This window comes from Bacillus stercoris (assembly GCF_029772985.1).
GTDB lineage: Bacteria > Bacillota > Bacilli > Bacillales > Bacillaceae > Bacillus > Bacillus stercoris.
On the sequence record NZ_CP121861.1, the window covers coordinates 664,189 to 680,105 of the forward strand.

General features: G+C 41.0%; 12 protein-coding genes. 4 read left to right on the forward strand and 8 right to left on the reverse strand.

Annotated features, from left to right (window positions below; translation table 11 throughout):
* Positions 1-110: 110 nt before the first annotated feature.
* Positions 111-971, reverse strand: coding sequence for a 5-amino-6-(5-phospho-D-ribitylamino)uracil phosphatase YwtE (gene ywtE, locus QA442_RS03470; protein WP_014665605.1), 861 nt, complete (start codon positions 969-971; stop codon positions 111-113).
* Between the two features lie 156 nt (positions 972-1,127).
* Positions 1,128-2,096 (reverse strand): polyisoprenyl-teichoic acid--peptidoglycan teichoic acid transferase TagT, encoded by a 969-nt coding sequence (gene tagT / locus QA442_RS03475; protein WP_014665604.1) that lies wholly within the window; start codon positions 2,094-2,096, stop codon positions 1,128-1,130.
* Positions 2,097-2,428: 332 nt separating this feature from the next.
* Between tagT and QA442_RS03480 the strand changes: the two genes are divergently transcribed.
* A complete protein-coding gene (locus QA442_RS03480; RefSeq protein WP_040081624.1) occupies positions 2,429-3,802 on the forward strand; it encodes a sugar porter family MFS transporter in 1,374 nt (457 codons plus the stop codon).
* A 37-nt stretch (positions 3,803-3,839) separates the two neighbouring features.
* Here QA442_RS03480 and QA442_RS03485 read toward each other — a convergent pair whose 3' ends face one another.
* The 3 genes from QA442_RS03485 to gerBA are packed head-to-tail and all read right to left on the reverse strand — an operon-like array spanning position 3,840 to position 7,524.
* Positions 3,840-4,964 (reverse strand): spore germination protein GerBC, encoded by a 1,125-nt coding sequence (locus QA442_RS03485; protein WP_071581888.1) that lies wholly within the window; start codon positions 4,962-4,964, stop codon positions 3,840-3,842.
* Positions 4,961-6,067: a spore germination protein GerBB gene (gene gerBB, locus QA442_RS03490; protein WP_071581889.1), complete on the reverse strand. Its 1,107-nt coding sequence runs from the start codon at positions 6,065-6,067 to the stop codon at positions 4,961-4,963. The genes QA442_RS03485 and gerBB overlap by 4 nt, the downstream gene beginning before the upstream one ends.
* Before the next feature lie 5 nt (positions 6,068-6,072).
* Entirely contained in the window at positions 6,073-7,524 is a 1,452-nt protein-coding gene (gene gerBA / locus QA442_RS03495; protein ID WP_095432005.1) for a spore germination protein GerBA, read from the reverse strand.
* A 264-nt stretch (positions 7,525-7,788) separates the two neighbouring features.
* Between gerBA and manA the strand changes: the two genes are divergently transcribed.
* Together manA and lytD are read left to right on the forward strand one after the other, a co-directional pair.
* The gene (gene manA, locus QA442_RS03500) at positions 7,789-8,739 is read left to right on the forward strand and encodes a mannose-6-phosphate isomerase, class I (RefSeq protein WP_040081630.1); all 951 of its coding nucleotides are present in this window, start codon (positions 7,789-7,791) and stop codon (positions 8,737-8,739) included.
* 129 nt (positions 8,740-8,868) lie between these two features.
* On the forward strand, positions 8,869-11,511 hold the full coding sequence (lytD, locus tag QA442_RS03505) for a beta-N-acetylglucosaminidase LytD (RefSeq protein WP_095432004.1): 2,643 nt from the start codon (positions 8,869-8,871) through the stop codon (positions 11,509-11,511).
* A 58-nt stretch (positions 11,512-11,569) separates the two neighbouring features.
* Here lytD and QA442_RS03510 read toward each other — a convergent pair whose 3' ends face one another.
* The 3 genes from QA442_RS03510 to tagA all read right to left on the reverse strand — a co-directional run bounded on the left by QA442_RS03510 (position 11,570) and on the right by tagA (position 14,967).
* A complete protein-coding gene (locus tag QA442_RS03510) occupies positions 11,570-12,898 on the reverse strand; it encodes a phage baseplate protein (protein ID WP_095432003.1) in 1,329 nt (442 codons plus the stop codon).
* 119 nt (positions 12,899-13,017) lie between these two features.
* Positions 13,018-14,163 carry a CDP-glycerol glycerophosphotransferase family protein gene (locus QA442_RS03515; RefSeq protein WP_095432002.1) on the reverse strand — a complete coding sequence of 382 codons (1,146 nt, stop codon included), beginning with the start codon at positions 14,161-14,163 and terminating at the stop codon, positions 13,018-13,020.
* A 33-nt stretch (positions 14,164-14,196) separates the two neighbouring features.
* Positions 14,197-14,967 (reverse strand): N-acetylglucosaminyldiphosphoundecaprenol N-acetyl-beta-D- mannosaminyltransferase, encoded by a 771-nt coding sequence (gene tagA, locus QA442_RS03520; RefSeq protein ID WP_095432001.1) that lies wholly within the window; start codon positions 14,965-14,967, stop codon positions 14,197-14,199.
* A 400-nt stretch (positions 14,968-15,367) separates the two neighbouring features.
* Between tagA and tagD the strand changes: the two genes are divergently transcribed.
* Entirely contained in the window at positions 15,368-15,757 is a 390-nt protein-coding gene (gene tagD / locus QA442_RS03525; protein ID WP_003227921.1) for a glycerol-3-phosphate cytidylyltransferase, read from the forward strand.
* The last annotated feature ends 160 nt before the right edge of the window (positions 15,758-15,917 follow it).

The window sequence follows — 15,917 nt, forward strand, 5'->3', positions numbered from 1 at the left end:
TGCTCGCCTTTCCTACAATCACGCTGAAAAGATGACAAAATCCTAAAACTAAAGTCGTTTTAGGATTTTGTCAACAATTTAAAGACTCCAGAATCTCTGGAGTCTTTTCTTTATGCATATTGCCCTGAAAGAAGCTGATCTATAAAGTAGGCCACACCATTTTCGTCATTGCTTTTTGTGACAAAGGTGCTTTTTTCTTTTAATTCATCAATCGCATTTTCCATGGCGATACGGTGTCCGGCGACTTCAAACATGGACAAATCGTTCGGACTGTCGCCGATCGCATAGATATCCTGTGTTTCAATTCCGTATATGTCAGCCAGCTTTGTTAACGCGCGTCCTTTTCCTGAAGAGGCCGGCAGGATTTCAATAATATGTTTTCCGGAAGAGGTTTGCGCCAGTTTTTTATGATGCTTCAGCTCTTCCTTCGCTTGTTTCAGCTTGTCCATATCAAAGGAGAAGCAAAGAAGCTTATAAATGTTTTCACCGCCCTCAAAAACAGATTCGATATGAGGGATTGGTTTAATGCCAAACTGCTTGAATTGAGTCATGGCTCCTTGCCACAATTCATCTGTCTGCTCGTTTGGATTTGCGCTCTTTAGAATGTCTAGCTCCGCGTGCAGCTTAGCTTCGCCGTCAAAAGGAGAAAGCAGATGGTCATCTGTATATACCTCAAAGTAAATGTTTTTTGACAGTAAGTAATCAGCAATCGCTTTGCCGGCTTCCTGATCCATTAATGTCCGGCTGATCAAACGGTAACCCGTGTCGTGGATCGTGCCGCCATTAGCCGCAATGATAGGGATGTCCAAGTCATCCAGCAGCGCTTTTACATCAAATGTTGCTCTTCCCGTGCAAATGGTGACGAGGATGCCGGCATCAACGGCCCGCTTGATCGCCGCTCTGTTTTCCGCAGAAATGACGCTTTCTTTATTTAACAATGTTCCGTCTAAATCAATCGCAATACATTTCATATGTAGGGGGAACCTCCTTAAAAATGAAGCTGCTTCGTGTAGTATGTTCAGCTTGTCTGCGAAACATAATCCATATAAACCAAGGCTAAACGTTACTTTGAAAATTTTCAACAAGGAAATATGTAAAACGGGATGGCGTAATCGCCATCCCGTTCATTATACACCTAAATCATTTTGCAGTTCTTTTTTCACTTCCTGCAGCTTTTGCTGATCCAATTTGAAATAATAAACGCCGGCAGGTTCGTAATCATAACCCGTCAGTTGAATAGACTCAACTGATTTCAATGAAGTGATGAACGGGAACAGGCCGATGGCATCTTTAAGAGATAAGTTCATTTTTAAATTTTGCCCCATCGTATCCACAATATCATCATAAGCCGGAATTGAGCTCAATGATTTTGATTTATCTATAATAGCGCTCAGCACTTCCATTTGTCTTTGCCCGCGTAAAAGGTCACTGTCCGCTTTACGTGTTCTTACGTAAGCGAGCGCTTCTTCCCCATCAAGCGTATGTGTTCCTTTTTGAAGAACGACTTTACCTTTTGTATCTTTTTTGATTTGCTGAATGACCTTATCGCTTTTTACTGTTACTTTGACGCCATTTAACTCGTTTACGACGTCTTCAAAAGCCGTGAAATTGCTTTCTACGACATAATCCACGGGAATATCCAGCATTTCTTCAACTGTTTTCACAGTCAGATCAACGCCGCCGTAGGCGTGAGCATGTGTGAATTTATCATACCCGTGGCCTGGGATGTTCACATAGGCGTCACGCGGGATGCTCAGCATTTTAGCTGTTTTTTCTTTCCGATTAAATGTAACCAGCACATTCGCGTCACTTCTTGCCTGATCGACGGTCTCGCCGTTTTTCTCTCTAGCATCAATCCCTAAGAGCAATACAGAAAAAGAATCCTTTCCAGGATCAAATTCTTTAATCCGTTTTACTGATTGTTCTCCGCGTGCTAGGCTGACGTGCGCTTCTTTAGAAGCATTGTTCAGCTTTACAAAAGCATAGGCGCCGACAGATCCTGCCGCAATGACTAAGAAAGCCATTAAACCGACAACGACTTTCACCCATTTTCTCAGTTTTCTCTTTTTCTTTCTGCGCTGTGATCGTTCTTCCATATATCAATACCTCACGTTTCTTTAATATTTGAAGCGTACCATTCATTTTGCCATGGGGCAACTCCTCGAAAGACATTTTTCGATAAATCTTCCTATATTTATAATTTCTTGTTTTTGAAAATTGATAACGATGATCTGCTGAATCACCTTATATTGGACGCTGCAACAGGTAAAATGTTTCGGTGACATTGAAAAAAATACAAGTAAATGATTGGAAAACTCATGATCTACAAAATTAAAAGGTTTAATGACCAGAAAAAGAGGCTAAAAGATTTCTAAAAAAATCCCACAGACAATGTCATTGCAGCTGATGGAGAAAGGGAGTCATTTTTATGAAAAAGCAGTCAAATATATGGCTTTATTTTTTCGGAGCTCTTGGAGGCGCGTTATATGGCTATGATACCGGAGTGATTTCCGGAGCTATTTTATTTATGAAAAAGGAATTAGGATTGAATGCGTTTACAGAAGGTCTTGTTGTCAGCTCCTTACTGGTTGGGGCGATACTAGGCTCGGGAGCGGCCGGCAAGCTGACTGACCGTTTCGGAAGAAAAAAAGCAATTATGGCGGCCGCGCTGTTGTTTTGTATAGGCGGTCTTGGTGTGGCACTGGCCCCAAATACAGGAGTCATGGTGCTGTTTCGCATCATTTTGGGACTTGCAGTCGGAACATCGACAACAATCGTGCCGCTTTATTTATCTGAACTGGCGCCAAAGCATAAGCGCGGGGCGCTGTCATCACTGAATCAGCTGATGATTACGGTCGGCATCCTTCTTTCTTATATTGTCAATTACATATTTGCCGATGCTGAAGCGTGGCGCTGGATGCTTGGATTGGCTGCTGTACCGTCACTGCTCCTGCTCATTGGCATTTTGTTTATGCCGGAGAGCCCGCGGTGGCTGTTCACGAATGGCGAAGAAAACAAAGCGAAGAAAATTCTTGAAAAGTTGCGTGGCACAACAGATATTGATCAGGAAATACATGATATAAAAGAAGCGGAAAAGCAGGATGAAGGCGGCCTGAAGGAGCTGTTCGATCCATGGGTGCGCCCAGCCCTGATTGCCGGTTTGGGATTGGCATTTTTGCAGCAATTTATCGGAACGAATACGATCATCTACTATGCGCCAAAAACCTTTACAAACGTCGGATTCGGAAACTCCGCTTCAATTTTAGGAACGGTCGGAATCGGCACAGTCAATGTTCTCATGACATTAGTAGCGATTAAAGTCATAGACAAGATCGGAAGAAAGCCGTTATTGCTATTCGGGAATGCGGGGATGGTGATCAGCTTGATCGTTCTCGCTTTAGTAAATCTCTTTTTCGGTGACACTCCGGCTGCCTCATGGACGACCGTCATTTGTTTAGGTGTGTTTATCGTTGTCTTTGCGGTCAGCTGGGGGCCGGTTGTCTGGGTGATGCTTCCTGAATTGTTCCCGCTTCACGTCAGAGGAATCGGGACGGGTGTTTCGACCTTAATGCTGCACGTTGGGACACTCATTGTTTCACTAACCTATCCAATGTTAATGGAAGCGATCGGAATCAGTTATTTATTCCTGATTTATGCCGCAATCGGTATCATGGCCTTCTTATTTGTCCGATTTAAAGTGACAGAGACAAAGGGAAAAAGCCTTGAAGAAATTGAGCAGGATTTACGGGACAAAAACGGACAAGGAGGACAGGCCGGAAAACAGCAAACGGTCGGAACATAAAAAAAGGTGCGCAATCCATGCGCACCTTTTTGATTGCTCACTTTCCTACCGAGCCAAAATTAATGATTTTAAAAGAAATATTGTACCTAAAATCAGCCTCAGTAAATATTTCATCCCAATGCCCTTTTACTTTATTCCAGTAGTCAGGGTATTGAATCCTTATGTGGTTTGAGAAAAAGACTGGATCGGTTTTATACTCGTGCTGCAGTTTATCCATCACCTGTTTTACATCTCGTTCAAGCTTTTTCTCAAAAATGTTTTCCAGCCTGTGCAAATATCTTTTTCTGAAGGAGTTTTCATTCGGGTTTTGGTCTTCTGTCAGAATGCCCTTCGTTTTAACAGAAATATGAAAGATAGGCTTACCGTTTTCAATGACCGGCTTAATTTTGGTTTTCGACTTTTTGATTTCAAACGTAATCGGATGCCCTTTATCTGTCGTCGGCATGACACCGCCTTGGATCGTCCCCATGACCCATGTCAGTGTCTGGGTTTCATCAGCTGAAAGAAATCCAACGAGTTTATTGCTGCCTCTTTTGATAATGCCTGCTCCGTCATACTTGGCTTTTCCCTTTTCGTTTTTCACGGCTTGAATAAGATAACTGTACCCGTTCTGAGAGTATATAGATGCTCTGCCGATGCGCAGCGGTATCATAATCTTACCGTTATATCCGCTGTGAGTTGTCAAATCAATCAGTTTTTCTGAAGGCATTGGCTGCTGCTGATCGGGGTTTCCTTTTGTAAAGATATCAGCCGCCTTCCCTCTGGCTGCCATCAAATAGCTGCTTCGCCGCAGCTCATCATCCCGGATAAAGTGGTTGAAGACTTGGTCAACATTTTGATTCCTCATCAGTTTTTCTCCCAGAAGAATCACTTTTAAATGATCGCTGTAAACAGGAGGGTCCTTGATGGCTACATCACTGACTGCTTCCAGGATCGTCTTCCCGTGGGACGTCACATTAACGAATTCGGGTTTTCCGGATGATTGGCTGTCTTCACTTTGGGGAAGCAGGTTTTGATACGTCAGTTTGTACTGGTGATCATCTGTCTCATCGATTGCCAGCCCTCTGGCAAAGGATAGTTTCTCGATATTTTTGACATCCCAGCACCCGCAGAGGGCCAGCAGCATAAAAAACATGACGGAGAATTTTGTTGCTGTTTTCATTGCAGCTGCCCCCTCCCTAATTTTTTCTGTATCCAGCTTAAAAACCAGACGAAGAATGGAATTGTAATCACAATTAAGAAAGCATATCCAAGAAGTGTCCCGTAATAAAACACGTCATTCAAGTCCTTGGGATACATCGTTATGAAAAACGTCGCAGCCAGCATTGCAGTCAGCAGCCATGCATTGTTTTTATTTTTCAGATGAAAGATTTCCGTTAACCCGATATGGGCGCCTTTGAAGGATCCGAGCATACAGGCAAATTGCTGGGCTGTCCAAGTCAGCTGTAAGAACAAATCAAATCGTTCAATAAAAATCCCCGGAACCTCTAATGCGTGAATAAGGGAAATGGTCGGCCATGTCACCGTTTTTGCCTCAGCCACAGTCATACAGCCAATCACAATGAGCAAAGTAATGCTGTAGAACACTGTGGAAATCGCGATGCCCAGAGCAACAGCCTTTTTCACTTGCTTCGGATCTCTCATAAAAGGGACCAGGTAAAAAATGATTTCAAATCCTGAGAAATATAATAGTGTTTTTGGGAATAAAGAGAAAAAGCTTTGATAGCCTCCTTCAAAAACCGGCCGGATAAAATCAAGCTGGAACAAGCGAAAGCTGAACATTAGAAGCATCATAAAAATAATAAGGGTAATGGGAAAAATATAAGCGTATACCTTTCCAATGGAATAAACGCCTCCGCCCACATGATAGATGGCAACTGCAAGAAATAGAAACACCACCACTGCCATTGGCGTATTTTTCAACAAAAAGAATCCGACAACCTCTCCCAAAATCCGAGCTTGAAAGCAAACAATCCCAATGAAATATAGACAGATATATAAATTCAATAAAAAGCCGATGAATTTTCCAGCTACAATGCTGTTGAGCTTAAAAAGGGTTTTTTCGCTGTTTTTTTGAAGAAAAGGCAAAAAAAGCAGAACGATGATAATAAAAATAACGCCCTGGATCAGTATCATTAGCCATCCGCTCGGACTGTCGGTTTCGGCGGCTGAGCGGGGAAGGGTCAGCACCCCGGCACCGATCAATGTGCTGCTGATCATAATGAGCGTCTGCATAAATGTCAGTTTATGCTCTGATTTCCTCATAGCCATCACCTTTGTCTGATGTTATCTTCGGGATCGTTTCGTGTCGGTCTTCTTTTTAAAAACATCGTGGGAATACGGATGACCGTGTCTTTCAAATCCTGTCCAGGCTGCGCCATGATCGGGATAATGTAATCCTCGCCAAAGCTTTTCAGGCGCATTAAGTGACCGATTACAAACAGAAAGACCATAATGACGCCATACATGCCAAGTACTGCTGCGCTGATCATTGCAGCTATGCGTATCAGCCGCAGCGGAAAGTTATAAGCGTATGAAGGAACAGTAAAGGATGCCAGTGCAGTGACAGAAACGACAATGACCATAAGGGCACTGACGATTTGCGCCTGAACAGCTGCCTGCCCAATGACAACGCCGCCGATAAGGCCAATCGTCTGTCCAATCGGTTTAGGAAGCCTTAATCCGGCTTCTCGAATCAATTCGATCGTAAAGATCATGATAAAGGCCTCTACAAAAGGCGGGAACGGTACGTTAAGCCTGCTGCCTGCAATGGAAATGGCCATTCTAGTCGGCAATAGCCCGGTGTGAAAAGAAACGAGAGAAATATACAGACCCGGCAAATAAATGGTGATCAGAACGCTGGAATAACGAAGAAGGCGTACAACTGACATTGGAAGCCAGCGCTGACTGTAATCATCGGGAGAATGAATAAATTCGTCAACCGTAGCCGGCACAATCAAAGCAAACGGCGTACCATCCACTAATATGGACACTCGTCCTTCTAACAGTGCAGCCTCTACACGATCTGGCCGTTCTGTGCTTAAAATCGTAGGGAAAATTGAAAATGGTTCATCTTCAATCAGCTGTTCAAGCGTCCCCGATTCTGGCAAATCATCTATATTGACTGATTTCAGCCTTTTAAACACTTCCTTGACGACATAATCTGGGGCGATATCCTGAATATAAGCGACAGCGACTTTCTTTTTCGTCCTTTTTCCGAGAGTCATTTCCTTGATGATAAGGTTAGGGTCACTCGTCCTTTCCCGCAAAAGCGCCGTGTTTGTCCGCAGGTTTTCAATAAACCCTACTTTAGGACCGCGTTCCACAACTTCGGAGGAGGGTTCTTCAAGACTGCGTGTTTTAACTGACTTTGTGTCAAAAGCTAATCCTCCGCGATAGCCATCAGCTAGCAAAATGGCTTGCCCTGTAAAAACGAGCTGCTCTATTTCTTTCATTGTTGAAACAACGCTATGATGAAAGCCGAAAAAAAAGGCAGATAAGTCTTCAATCGAGCATTCCTTATGGGCTAAAGCCTCTTTTTGTAAAGGAGAAATGACATATTGCGCCAGCATTTTATTCTCTGTCAGACCGTCAATATACAGTAAACACGCCTTCCGTCTGCTATCTCCGAAAGCAAATGTATAAAACATCATATCGTCGTTTTGTCCCAATGTTTTTTTCAGTGTGTCTAAATTGTTCTGGAGATCAGAGTCGATTTGCATAGTTTCTCTCCTTCATAAACAGATTGACGGTTTTTATTAATTTGTATCAAAAAAGGAGAATTATTCTTCTCGAGGAAAAGGCTGAAACAAAGCTTCTTTTCAACGTGATATAATAGAAAGGAAGCGTTTTCTTTGAAGGGGTCTTGAAAAGATGATGCTTTGTACATATGTTGTCATCTGAAAAAAGCAGCTTATACGGGCGTTTGTAAGAGGGGCGCACCGGGAAAATGATGATCAGTTATTTACAGGGGAGGGGTACGGATCATGACGCAATCACCAATTTTTCTAACGCCTGTGTGTAAAGAAAAAATCTGGGGCGGAACCGCTTTACGAGATAGATTTGGATACGGTATTCCTTCAGAATCAACGGGGGAATGCTGGGCCATTTCCGCTCATCCAAAAGGACCGAGTACTGTTGCGAATGGCCCGTATAAAGGAAAGACATTGATCGAGCTTTGGGAAGAGCACCGTGAACTATTCGGCGGCGTAGAGGGGGACCGGTTTCCGCTTCTGACAAAGCTGCTGGATGTGAAGGAAGATACGTCAATTAAAGTTCACCCTGATGATTACTATGCCGGAGAATACGAAGAGGGAGAACTCGGCAAGACGGAATGCTGGTACATTATCGACTGTAAGGAAAACGCGGAAATCATTTACGGTCATACGGCCCGTTCAAAAACCGAACTTGTCACAATGATCAACAGCGGTGACTGGGAGGGCCTGCTGCGAAGGATCAAAATTAAACCGGGTGATTTCTATTATGTGCCAAGCGGAACGCTGCACGCATTGTGCAAGGGAGCACTAGTTTTAGAGACTCAGCAAAATTCAGATGCCACATACCGGGTGTACGATTATGACCGTCTTGATAGCAACGGGAATCCGAGAGAGCTTCATTTTGCCAAAGCGGTCAATGCCGCCACAGTTCCCCATGTGGATGGGTATATAGATGAATCGACCGAATCAAGAAAAGGAATAACCATTAAAACGTTTGTTCAAGGGGAATATTTTTCGGTATATAAATGGGACATCAATGGCGAAGCTGAAATGGCTCAGGATGAATCCTTTCTGATTTGCAGCGTGACAGAAGGAAGCGGTTTGCTGATGTATGAGGGCGAAACTTGTCCGCTCAAAAAAGGCGATCACTTTATTTTGCCGGCTCAAATGCCCGATTTTACGATGAAAGGAACTTGTACACTTATCGTATCTCATATTTAAACTTAATCTCACTTCGAGATTAAGTTTTTTTTATTAGAAAATGGAAGTGATTCACCTATAAATGAAGCATGCGCGTGCCGATAAATAAACTAGTTTTATATACTCATAGAAGAAGAAAGAGGAGAAGGAATGAAAAAGAGATTAATCGCACCTATGCTTCTATCCGCCGCGTCCCTTGCCTTTTTTGCCATGTCTGGTTCCGCCCAGGCCGCCGCGTATACCGACTACTCCATATATAAGGTAGAGCCGTCGAATACGTTCAGTACAGAAAGCCAAGCCTCACAAGCTGTCGCCAAACTGGAAAAAGATACTGGCTGGGATGCATCCTATCAGGCTTCAGGCACAACAACGACCTACCAAATTTCCGCCTCAGGCATTCATAGCGACTCAGAAGCGAAAGCAATACTGAGCGGACTCACCAAACAGACATCGATTACCGGAACGTCAAGTCCTGTCGGAAGCAAACAGCCATATGTCACCATCTCGTCAGGTGCCATTTCCGGAGAAAAACAGGCCAACACAATCCTGGCAAAGCTGAAGCAGGAGACGGGAGTAGCTGGCGCTGTAAAAGCGTACGGAGCACCTCAGCCCTATATGAATGTCATGACATCGGACATTGCTGATGAGACAAAAGTCAAGGCGCTTATCCAGAGCCTGGCTAAGCAAACGGGGATTAAAAGCTCGTATCAGCCCATCATACACTCGGTGTCTGTCACAACCATCCAGTCAGGCACAATCGTCGGAGACAGCAGAGCAGCGCAGATCAAAAACGCCTTTCAAAAGGAATCGGGGCTGCAGGCATCATTAAAGGAAACGGTGAAAGGACAAGCCTATTATACGTTTACAACTGCCGCCATTTCAGGTGAAGCGAATGCCAAAACTCTATTGCAGCAGCTGAAACAGAGCACTGGCATCACAGGCAGCTACAAGTCAATCAATCAAAAAACAACCGTTGAGTCATACAATGTCCAATCAGCTTATTTCAAAGGCCTGAATACAGTAAAGGACGCCATCAGCCAGATCAAGAAAAACACCGGCGTATCCGGCAGTTACCAACAGGTTGGAAAAAGCACATCATATACCGTGAATATGAAGGGGATAACAAAACAGCAGCTCCAAAAAGTAAATACTTTCTTTAAAAAGAAAAAATGGCATTATACGTCATCCAGCGTCAAAAAAACAACAACGTCTGCGGCTTACCAAATCACGACAGCAAAGATGTTAGGCGAGCAGCAAGCAAACAAAGCAGCAGCCTTCTTTGCTCAGAAAAAAGTAAAAGCCACAAAAACAACAGCTGGAACTACAGCAGAAAATCAATATCAGCTCATCTCAGAAGAAACATCAGACCAATCAAAAGTCACAAAGGGATTGAACTTATTAAAGAAAAATCAGCTGAGTGCTTCTGCGAAATCAGTCAAAAAACAAATAGCTGACACATTCAAGATCACAACTGAATCTCTGCTTGATCAAACGAAAGTCAATCAGGCACTCACGTTTTTCAAGTCGAATCATATATCAGCAGCAAGCCAGAAAACCGGCCAGTCGGCAGCAAGCAGCTATCGAATCACAACTGAAGCCATCATCAGCCAAGAAGACATTGACCGCGTTTTAGCATTTTTTAAACAAAACAATATCGCCGGCACTACGGCAAAAACAAGTGAAACGGGATATACACAATACAAAATCGTGACAGCCCAGCTCAGCAGCAAAACTGCATTGAACAATGGGTTAACCTATCTTAAATCGCAAAGTTTAACTCCGAGCTACACAACGAAAAGCAATACGCTTTATAAAATCAGCGTAAACGAACAGTTCACAGGCAATGATACAGCTGCTGCGGCATCATCGAAGCTAAAACAATTATACGGATGGGCATCATCTATCGTGAAAGTCAAAAACGGCCCGCAAATCATGAAAACAAATTACAATCTCTCGCTTCGTGATATGGTCCAAAAACAAATGACAGTAAGTCCGCAAACAGACGGGGCGGCTTACGTATCGCTCACGTACATTAATACAGCAACATCAACCGTTACGGCTGATGCACTAAATATCCGGTCAACGCCGGGAGTCAGCCCGACGAACGTGATCGGGCAATTTAAAAAAGGCGATAAGGTAAAAATCATCGGCCAGGCAAACGGCTGGGCCAAAATTAATTTAGGCTGGCGAAACGCAAGCAGTGATGAAGTGGTTCAATACGTGGACCCGAATAACTTTTCTAGAGACAGCAAGTACTACTTCCAATTTCTCAAGCTGTCACAGACGGCCGGACTAAACGCTACTGAAGTCAATCAGAAAGTGCTTGCGGGTAAAGGCATCCTGACAGGGAAAGCAAAAGCATTTATCGATGCCGCCAATAAATACGGCATCAACGAGCTGTACTTAATCTCGCACGCTCTCCTTGAAACAGGCAATGGAACATCTGATTTAGCCAATGGCTTAACCTATAACGGAAAAACCGTATATAACATGTACGGAATTGGCGCCTACGACAGCAACCCGAATTACTACGGCGCTAAATACGCGTACGAGCAAGGCTGGTTCACACCAGAAGCGGCCATTATCGGCGGAGCCAAATTCATAGGCTCATCGTATATTCACAACACAGCATACAATCAGGACACACTGTACAAAATGAGATGGTCAGCTACAGCGACACACCAATACGCAACAGACATCGGCTGGGCGTACAAACAAGTAAACCGCATGTACAGCCTGTACTCATTGCTGGACGGTTACACACTTTACTTTGATGTTCCGGAATATCAATAAAAACTAAGAAAGTTGCAAACAGGCTGTAGCTATTTAATAGCTACAGCCTATTTGTTCATCACACCTCAATCTTGTCCGCAACAATCATAAAAGTACTCATTCTTGAAGCATTTGAGATGACTGCATCATCAGGTCTAATTTTTGTACTCCCTTTCATAAAACCTATTTCAAGTACATTTGATTTTTCTCCGCCGGCAAAATACCAGGACCCCATTCGGATATCCTTTTGTTTTAATCGGAAATCTCCTTCTATCGATTGATGCAGTAAACTAATATAGCGTTCATTTAATGTGACTTGCAAGTTTCCATCTGCATTGATAGTAATATTTCGGACTAAATTTGATGTGTAAGATGGTAAATAACCTGAAGTCGGAACCATCCATTTTTTGTTTTGAGCATTATATTCTAAAATGAAGGTTTGAATAAATGGTTGAAATCTTTCAGGAGGTGTATCTTGATGCCCCACCGTTTTTAATAAAGGGGACCGAAGCATAGGCACATGATTCATAAAGTTTTCATAAGAATGATACGCATAAATTCTGCTTATACGATTTCCTTCTTTTCCACTTGTAATTCCTACCATTAATGATTTTGCCCCGGTTTCAGGATTGGTGTACATACAGATCCCTTCCGGTTCACGGAAGTTATTCTCATATCTAGTGGACAAGTCTTTGCCAACAGTAATTTCTTTTTGCAGCACTATTTTATTATCGGAATCAAATACAGTTATGAGATTCGGATAGCTTTTGCTGTTTGTATCTCCTGTATACCAATATAAATAACCGTCATCTAAAAAGAAACCTTGTAAATAATGAAGTTCGTCAGGAATGTTAATAGTATAAAGAGGATTGTTTTTATTTGCTATTGCATCGTCCAGATTAAAGATTGTCACCCACTGTTTATTCTTATTATTTTTTGTATCGTATTGTCTAATTGCCAACTGTCTATTCTTCATATCAAGAGCAGGTGTAACCCTATGATCGAAAGGCATATTCGAGAATCGCTGAAGTTCTTTAGAATTTTCATCTAAAGTCGCGCCTGCTTTATATGGAAAACAAACTAATTCACTTTTATCTGTTTCGTTTGGTTTATCGTATAGTGACCAAATATAAATGGTGTCATTACGGTTTTCAATTCCTATATTTGTACCATGACCTCCATGTTTCAATAGCATGCTGTCTAATTGTAATCCTTCAAGAGATAGACGAGTTATGCGATAGCTTTGGGTATTGTCTTTTCCTAATCCGCTTGCGACTTGGGTTGTATAAATTTGGTGGTTTTTCTCATCAAAATTGAATGATTGAAGTACGGTTTTGTCTGCTACACGAAGTTCAGTAAATAATTTTGGTGTGATGTTGGTGAAATCAAACAGTTCTTTTTTTCTCATGAATTTACCACCTCTATAATTATTTGCTGCCATAAGCAACTAAATACATTAAACCAAACATACGTTCGCCAGTCAAGAGAAAAAAGAACACTCGTTCTGTATTGAACAAGTGTCAGGATTTAGCTCATTAAATTTTCGACGAACAGCAATAAGTTTCCACTTGAGTTTCCTTTAGAATACTTATTCCATCTATCGGAAAAATTTTTTATTTTGGAATAATTAAATGGTGTTTGTATTTCATTTATTAATGTTTCCCTGTCACAGCAGGCCTTTCCAGGTATTATGGAAAGATAATGATCAACCAATCCCCGCTTCTCTTGATAAAGTTTTAAATCATAAGTATAAAAAAGAATGGGTTTATTTAAAATCGAAAATTCAAATGGAATGGAAGAATAGTCAGTAATTAATATGTCTGCAGCCACGAGCAGATCAAACAAGGCATAATTAGAAACATCTTTAATATAATCACTAGAATATTTAATAGTTATATTGTTTTGAATGGCGGGATGCAACTTAACAAATAAAACATATTCTTCTTTTAGCTGATGAATTAATTGTTTTTCTGTAAAGGGCAATTGAATTGATTGCATATCATAGTCCCTAAACGTCGGTGCATATAGGATTATCTTCTTTCTTTGTTTGTTTAGAGTAGCCGAATTATTCTTCTTGTTTTTTTTGTAATAAGGATCTGTTAAAGGCATACCTATTTTTAAAATTTGATGATCTTTTACACCGAAAGATTTCTTAAAGATATCTGCCATTTCTTCAGATCCAACAGTTAAATAATCATACGAATTATATACTTTTTTGAATCTTTTAATATCAGCTTTTGTCCGTTGCAGATTTGTAATGTCTTCCAAACCAAATTTTTTGAGTGAGCCATTTGCGTGCCATACCTGAATGCATTTTGTTTGCTTCCGCTTATTTAACACACTTGTTAATAGAAAGTAATTATCTGTTATAACTACTTTACTGTTAAACATTAGGTATACAGCTTTAATGAGATGGAAAGGGTTTTTTTCTTGTAATAAATACGCATCTACATTAGGGAAGCTCTCGGCAATAGACGAGGCCTGTTGGGTATACAGGATGTTAAGTTTATATGAGTATTGCCCTTGTTCATATTCCTCCAGAATCGCTTTTGCGTTTGCTTGGAATGAGATCAGGAGGGTCACTTTGCCTTCGGGTTTCACCCATTGCAGAAAAAAGGCGATTGCCGATAAAAAATACAAGTAGCAATTCGCCAGTAATGATCTTATTTTCATTTTTATCAATCCATTTATAAAAAAGTTTTCGTTTTATATCTGTTTTGTATGATCTTTTTCAGGCTTTGGATAGAAAGTTTTTTTGTTTTTTTCTTCTTTTAAAACTGTTAAAGCATACTTAGGGATGCTTAGCATTCTTTTCCATCGCCATGGATTCAAGATTAAACGGTAGAACCATTCTAAATTTAAACGTATCATCCAGGAAGGAGCGCGTTTGACATTACCGCTAAATACATCAAAGCTTCCTCCAAGACCGATAGATACGGCTTTAGGGAACAAATGTCTGTAGTTATGAATGAATTTCTCTTGATGAGGATACCCTAAAGCTACGAATACCATGTCAGGATTTGCTTTGGCGATTTGCTTTGCCACTAGGGTGCGATCTTGAACATAACCGTCTGAATAACCTGCGATTTTAATGTCAGGGTATTCGGAAGAAATTTTGGATACAACACCTTTGATAACATCTTTCTTCGCACCGTACAGAAATATACGTTTTTTCTTTTTGTCAGCAATGCCAAGAAGCTCTTTAAAAACATCGTAACCTGCAATTCGGGACTGAAGCCTGTTGTTAGTCAAACGTGACATCATGACTACACCGATCCCATCAGGCAAGATGAAGTTTGAAGAAGATAGTACATCAAAGTAGTCCCGATCTTTAATAGCTGCAAATGCAATTTCAGGGTTGACTGTGGAAATGACAGCACCGATCTTTTGATCAATATAATGTTTCTCTAAGTAATTGATAAATGATGTTAAGTTACTGTTAACATAAGGAATATTGTGAATAGTCTCTGTTTGCATGTCTGGCTCCTCCTTCCTTTAAGATTCTATTTATATAGTTAAAAACCGAGAGTTTCTGAAAGCAAAATCAAGCTATCTTATATTTTAACACAAATCTTCAACAAAGGATTAACATTATCTTTACATTAAATTTAAATATGTTTCCAATTTTACAATTGAATGAACGAATGAACAACAGTCCTTGGTGCTAATGGGGTCTGAATGTAATTACATATTTTGGAATGTTTTTCTCCTTGTGAGTACTTAACCTTTTTTAGGCGGTATGCTATAATTAATGATCAGTGAAGACATACGAGAAATATGTCGATATAAGGAACACAAACAGGTTTTTTAGAATTTAATCGCTAACGTCAGTAGTGTTTTTAATAGTGTTTAACATTAGGAAGGAGAGTTTCTTTAAATGAAAAAAGTTATCACATATGGAACTTTTGATTTATTGCATTGGGGTCACATTAAATTGCTTGAGCGTGCAAAGCAGCTTGGTGATTATTTAGTTGTTGCTATTTCAACGGATGAATTCAATTTACAAAAGCAAAAAAAAGCTTATCACAGCTATGAGCACCGTAAATTAATTTTAGAAACCATTCGATATGTGGATGAAGTAATCCCTGAGAAAAACTGGGAACAAAAAAAGCAAGATATTATTGATCATAATATTGATGTTTTTGTTATGGGGGATGACTGGGAAGGTAAATTTGACTTTCTCAAGGATCAGTGTGAGGTTGTTTACCTCCCAAGAACTGAAGGCATCTCTACAACAAAGATCAAAGAGGAAATTGCTGGTTTATAATTTAGGATCCTGATATCATTGGTTCAATATCTAATTAAAGTACTTCTTATTGAAATAAGAAGTACTTTTTGATGCTTGCATTGGTTTTTGTGGCTAAAGTGTCCGGGTAGATATAAATTTCAATGATCATTTATTCTAGATGCCGAAAGGGAGTAATAAA

Coding starts and splice junctions, on each gene's coding strand:
- manA (WP_040081630.1), top strand. CDS start 7,789: ATGACGCAATCACCAATTTTTCTAACGCCTGTGTGTAAAGAAAAAATC.
- tagA (WP_095432001.1), bottom strand. CDS start 14,967: ATGCAAACAGAGACTATTCACAATATTCCTTATGTTAACAGTAACTTA.
- QA442_RS03510 (WP_095432003.1), bottom strand. CDS start 12,898: ATGAGAAAAAAAGAACTGTTTGATTTCACCAACATCACACCAAAATTA.
- tagT (WP_014665604.1), bottom strand. CDS start 2,096: ATGGAAGAACGATCACAGCGCAGAAAGAAAAAGAGAAAACTGAGAAAA.
- gerBB (WP_071581889.1), bottom strand. CDS start 6,067: ATGAGGAAATCAGAGCATAAACTGACATTTATGCAGACGCTCATTATG.
- lytD (WP_095432004.1), top strand. CDS start 8,869: ATGAAAAAGAGATTAATCGCACCTATGCTTCTATCCGCCGCGTCCCTT.
- ywtE (WP_014665605.1), bottom strand. CDS start 971: ATGAAATGTATTGCGATTGATTTAGACGGAACATTGTTAAATAAAGAA.
- tagD (WP_003227921.1), top strand. CDS start 15,368: ATGAAAAAAGTTATCACATATGGAACTTTTGATTTATTGCATTGGGGT.
- gerBA (WP_095432005.1), bottom strand. CDS start 7,524: ATGCAAATCGACTCTGATCTCCAGAACAATTTAGACACACTGAAAAAA.
- QA442_RS03480 (WP_040081624.1), top strand. CDS start 2,429: ATGAAAAAGCAGTCAAATATATGGCTTTATTTTTTCGGAGCTCTTGGA.
- QA442_RS03515 (WP_095432002.1), bottom strand. CDS start 14,163: ATGAAAATAAGATCATTACTGGCGAATTGCTACTTGTATTTTTTATCG.
- QA442_RS03485 (WP_071581888.1), bottom strand. CDS start 4,964: ATGAAAACAGCAACAAAATTCTCCGTCATGTTTTTTATGCTGCTGGCC.